We start from the raw sequence: 4,769 nt of genomic DNA, 5'->3' as shown, positions 1-4,769 counted from the left end.
CGCTCACCTCACGGTCGGGGCCAAGATTCACGACCACAGCCGGGGCCAGAGAACTTGACGAAACCCATCCTGGGCTACTTCGACACCGACGGCGCGAACAACGGCAGCACCGAGGCCATCAACGGCCTGATCGAACTCCACCGACGCATCGCCCGCGGCTTCCGCAACCGCGACAACTACCGCCTCCGCATGCTCCTCACCGGCGGCGGACTCAACCTATGACCCCACACTCAATGGCGAAGAGCCCAATTGCTCACCCCGCCCGGTCAGCTCAAGAAGATGTTCACCGTCCGCCTCGCCGAGTGAGGGCGGCGCCGAGCGCCGTCGCGGGGGTCAGCTCACCGCGACGGTGACGTCCTCGAACCACGTGCCGGTGAGCGTGATACTCGTCGTCCCAGCCGGAAGCGATGGATAGAGCACGGTCTGCGGCGGGGTGAGCACGTCGGCCTTGGGCCACATCATGGGGTTGTGGACGACGTACCAGGGGTCCTCGGCCGTGGGCTCCTTGAGCCAGGTCACCGGGGGATAGGTGTCCTTGTCGGTCTTGAGCACCGGGAAACGGGGCCAATGGCCCGGGGCAAGCCGGGGTCCGGACCCGGGTCCGGTCAGGGCGAACGTCAGCACTGTGGAGGTGTCGGTGCGGGTAAGGCTGTAAATCACCAGCGTGGCACCGTCCAGCTCCGACGCGGCCTTGCCCTTGGTCCGTGCCACCTCCGTCGGGGCGGTCATACCCGCCATGACCTCGGCCGACCTGTCCTTGAGCGCGGGGCTCCTGCTCGCGGTGCTGCTGGATGTGCCTGACGCGTCAGGTGACGGGGTCGTCCCGCCGCCCTCGTTGCAGCCGGCCAGCAGCAGACCTGCGGCTGCGGCCACGGTCAGACCCCACGCCGCTCGGTTGAGCCTCATCGTGCCCCTCATTTCGGAAGGGTGATCGTCACCCGGCGGTTGAGTGCTCGACCGTCATCGGTGCCATTGTCGGCGATCGGATCGGCTTCACCCTTTCCCTCGGCGGTCAGGGTGATGGTCCCCGGCAGCTTGGCCTGCAGGGCCGCGAGGACCGACTGGGCCCGTCGCTCGGAGAGGGCTTGGTTGTAGGCGTCGTCGCCGGTGCTGTCGGTGTAGCCGGTGACCGTGATGGCCCCTGACGTGCCGGCGGCGGTGATCTTGGCGACCGCCGCGTCGATCGCCTCACCGGCAGCGGGGGGCAGGTCGGACCTGTCGAATTCGAAGAGGACCGATGCAGGGATCTCCAGTTGCACACCCTCGCTCGTCTGCGCCTCGGCGACCGGGACATCGATCGGCTGCACCCGGCTCATCAAGGGGAACACCGCCTTGTCGGCGTCGACGACCTCGCTGAGACGGGCAGTGGGGATCTTGGGCCAGCCCGTCCCGACCACGGGCACGGGGTCTTGTGAGACCGGCTCCAGGAGACCGTCCTCCACAGGCACGTCCGGGAGGACTTGCGAGCTGATGAAGACGTCCACCGTCGTGACGTCCTTGGGGAGTGGGGCGACGATCGACCAGCCCACGACCGCAGCATTGGGCTTGTCGGCAGGTGGCGAGAAGTCGATGCCCTTGGTGCCCAGGCAAGAGTTGGCGTCCGAGATCGGCAGGGTGGAATAGGCCTTGCCGCCGGCGATGTCCAGCAGTGAGACGGCACACTCGGCGCCCGAGGCGGAGTTGCCCACCGTCAAGGTGTTCCAGAAGCCGCCACCGTAGTAGCTGAAGAGCCGATTGGCGTCAGCGGGCGCGCCCTTGGGGAGTCCCATCGAGAAGTAGACGACCGTGGCACCCTCGATGCGGCGCACCCCGTGGACAGTGAGGACTGCCGACCCTCCGTCCCGGGTGTTCGAGATCCACGCGCGAGCGAGCACGGGCACACCCTCCACCGTGGGAAGGGGCGCGGGCGCAGCGACGGCCGCGGCTGGCATCAGCAGCACAGCGGTTGTCAGGGCGCCTGCGGCAACACGCAGGTTCTTCACGAACTCCCCCTTGCGGTATCTGACGTCTTGCGTGATCCGCATTCGACTCTAACCAACGACTGCCGACGGTGTCGCATCCTCCGAGGTCACGGTTGGCTCACACGCACCGTGACATCGGCGAACCAAGGGGAGGTGAGCACCACCGAGGCGGTGCCCTTGGGCAGTGGCGGATAGAGGGCACCCTGCGGGTTGGACTCGGCGCGCATGACGCGCACGTCGGAGCACACGCACTGCCTCTGGCCGGTGGGGGTCTGGTGGGTCAGAACAGCAAACCGGTCGGTCTTGGTCTGCAGCACGGGGAAGTTGTCGACCTTGGTGATGTCGAAGTCCGATCCGGCCGCCAGGGTCCGGGGGTGCGTCGCCGTCCACACCAGCAGGGTGGACTCCGCGCGCGCCTCCAGCCGCAGGATCGAGAAGGTCGCTCCCGAGTAGGACGAGTCGTCCTTGGCGGCACGCTCGGCGATCTGCGTCGAGAGGGCGTCCGCTTCGAGCGCGGCGACCGCTCGACGCAGGGCGTCTATCCGCTGGTCGACGTCTGAGCCACGGTCAGCCTGGGCGTTAAGCGCGGCCAGGTCCGTTGAGGCGCCAAGCGTCTCAACGAACGGGTAGATGGTCGACTCTCTCGGGAAGCGGCTGAGGAGAGTCGTTGAGCCCACTGCGAGCTCCCGAATCGCGCCGTTGATCCGGTCGTGGACGCCCTTGATCGCGGTGTTCACGTGGCTAAACAACGAGAGCACCGTTGGCACGTAGACGTACTCCAGGTCGTCGTCGACGTGGAAGTTCACGGCAGGGCTGTCGAAGATCGACATGCGCGTGAACGGTGCAACTCCCTGCTCGCCCGCCCACTCCAGGACCTTCGCGTCAGGACCAATGGTGTACTCAACTCTGGCAGTCTGTGGAACTTCTTCCTGGACCGCGATATCTCCAAGGATCATGTCGGCCGTGCGGCTGCCGGCCAGTGCTTTGAAGATCCGCGGGCTCGACGCGTTCCTCGCTCTCGGGCTCGGTGCCGGGTTGTGGGCTCGGGAGTACCTCACCGCATCCGGGGCCGGACTGACTCGCGACGGTGACGTCACGCGCCTCTCCGTGACCGGCAGCCGCGCACGCACCATCACGGTCCGCTCGAGCTTCGTTCCGACTCTGTGGCGCCTTGCCGAGGAACACCCCGACGAGCCCTTCGTTGGGGCGCCGGATCGCGAGTGGGACCGCGCCCGAACTTGGCATGCCCTGCGCTACATCCAGACCCCAACCGACCTTCCCCTCGAGACAGAGCGGCTGCGATCGACCTGGCTCGTCCACCACCTCAACCGCAACGTCAACGTCGTCGCGCTCCTGCGCGAGGCCGGGCTCGTCACCACCAAGGCCTTCACACTTCTCCTCCCGCACCTGTCCGACCCCGACCCCGTCGTCACGCGGCGCCGCATGGCTGACGTGGACTGAAGCGATGTTTCGACCGCCCATGGCGACGCCGGAGCCCAAGTTTCGACCGCGGAGTCGTTCCGTGGCCGAGCAACTCCGGTATGTCACAGCAGCGGTCGACCGCTCCCCGCACCTCCTCGCGATCGCAGAGGCGCTAACTGCGAAGAGCGGTCGCCCCCGCAACCTTCCCTTCCGCGGCTTCCTGATCGCCTGCTGCCTCCACGTCTGCATCCAGGAGAGGAACTTCTACCGCGGCAAGATCGCCGACATGATCGCGGAACTCACCCGCGACCAGCGTGCCTCACTCGGTTTGCGGGGCCCGATCTCCTACTCCCAGATCGTGCGCGCCTCGCTCAAGCTGGAGCGTGCGGCGCGGGACGGCCTGACCATCGACGACCCGGACAACCCGGGCCACTCGCTCACGCTTCACCTCGATGAGGTCATGTCCTACATCTGCTCGGCGGCGATCCCAGCAGGGATGATCACGACGAACGGCGGTGTCTTCATCGCCGGCACTCCCGAAGCCCACTACAAGAACCTGCCGGTGCCCAGACTCCAGGACACCCGGCTGAGAAGGCCCGCATCCACGAGCTCTACGACCGGCTGCTGCCCTTCGCCTGCCAACCACTGACCTCGCTCGGACCCGACGGCCGTCAACGGTTCCGCGGCCCAGCCGATCCTCACGTCAAACGCGTTCGCTGCCCGAACTCCCCTGAGTCGATGCGATGGTCACGCCTGCCAAAGACTCGGTGCAAGAAGGGCGAGCCGTGTGTCTGCTCGACCAGCTTCACGCTCGGCCCCCAAGACGAGATCAAGATCCGGCAACGCGACATCTGGATGACCACCGACTGGTACGCCAGCTACAGCCGACGCAACGCCTCCGAGACCGGCATCTCGTTGGCAAGACACCACTTCGGGAGCCTCAACCGGATGTACACCCAGGTGCGGAACAGCGCCGGACAGGGCATCGCCGCCGCCTTCTCCCTCCTCGGCACCAACCTCCGCAGCATCCAAGCCTGGTACGACTCCCGCGGACTCGACGATCCCTGGATGGTCAACCTCGCCCCGGCGACCGGCGAGGTCAGTGACCACCCACGACTACCCCGCGCAAACCGGAAGAAGCCGAAGCTGAGCCTCATGCGCCGCCGCGCCTCCGGCACAGACCCTCCCCCAGTCACCGCCCCAGACTCCGAGTAGCAAGACCAGCATCACCCTCGGCGGCAGCATGCCCGCGATGGCAGTGGATCGACCGCTCAGCCCTTTTGTGGACGGCGCTCGAAAACTGGTCGGTTCCGGCGTTCGAGAAGTGAACGGTTTGGTCAGTCTATTGAGCCCTGCTCGGCTTTGATGCTGGGCAGGGTGTCGATG

General features: G+C 66.7%; 7 protein-coding genes. 4 read left to right on the top strand and 3 right to left on the bottom strand.

Annotated elements, in window-relative coordinates; translation table 11 throughout:
- Positions 1-222: transposase (locus ABD209_RS15665; RefSeq protein WP_344067874.1), on the top strand; the 222-nt coding region annotated here is incomplete at its 5' end.
- A gap of 111 nt (positions 223-333) precedes the next feature.
- On the opposite strand, the gene ABD209_RS15660 is transcribed toward ABD209_RS15665, so the two are convergent.
- From ABD209_RS15660 to ABD209_RS15650, 3 genes are all read right to left on the bottom strand, one after another.
- Positions 334-906: a hypothetical protein gene (locus ABD209_RS15660; RefSeq protein ID WP_344067872.1), complete on the bottom strand. Its 573-nt coding sequence runs from the start codon at positions 904-906 to the stop codon at positions 334-336.
- Positions 907-914: 8 nt separating this feature from the next.
- Positions 915-1,982: an OmpA family protein gene (locus ABD209_RS15655; protein ID WP_344067870.1), complete on the bottom strand. Its 1,068-nt coding sequence runs from the start codon at positions 1,980-1,982 to the stop codon at positions 915-917.
- Positions 1,983-2,068: 86 nt separating this feature from the next.
- The gene (locus ABD209_RS15650) at positions 2,069-2,791 is read right to left on the bottom strand and encodes a hypothetical protein (protein WP_344067868.1); all 723 of its coding nucleotides are present in this window, start codon (positions 2,789-2,791) and stop codon (positions 2,069-2,071) included.
- Positions 2,792-2,924: 133 nt separating this feature from the next.
- Between ABD209_RS15650 and ABD209_RS15645 the strand changes: the two genes are divergently transcribed.
- From ABD209_RS15645 to ABD209_RS15635, 3 genes are all read left to right on the top strand, one after another.
- A complete protein-coding gene (locus tag ABD209_RS15645) occupies positions 2,925-3,422 on the top strand; it encodes a hypothetical protein (RefSeq protein ID WP_344067866.1) in 498 nt (165 codons plus the stop codon).
- A 61-nt stretch (positions 3,423-3,483) separates the two neighbouring features.
- On the top strand, positions 3,484-4,032 hold the full coding sequence (locus tag ABD209_RS15640) for a hypothetical protein (RefSeq protein ID WP_344067864.1): 549 nt from the start codon (positions 3,484-3,486) through the stop codon (positions 4,030-4,032).
- An 89-nt stretch (positions 4,033-4,121) separates the two neighbouring features.
- The gene (locus tag ABD209_RS15635) at positions 4,122-4,598 is read left to right on the top strand and encodes a hypothetical protein (protein WP_344067862.1); all 477 of its coding nucleotides are present in this window, start codon (positions 4,122-4,124) and stop codon (positions 4,596-4,598) included.
- The last annotated feature ends 171 nt before the right edge of the window (positions 4,599-4,769 follow it).

The sequence above is a fragment of the Nostocoides vanveenii genome (genome assembly GCF_039531165.1).
Classification (GTDB): domain Bacteria; phylum Actinomycetota; class Actinomycetes; order Actinomycetales; family Dermatophilaceae; genus Nostocoides_A; species Nostocoides_A vanveenii.
The sequence above is the reverse complement of the archived record's forward strand: the minus strand, read 5'-3'. Positions and strand labels throughout refer to the sequence as shown.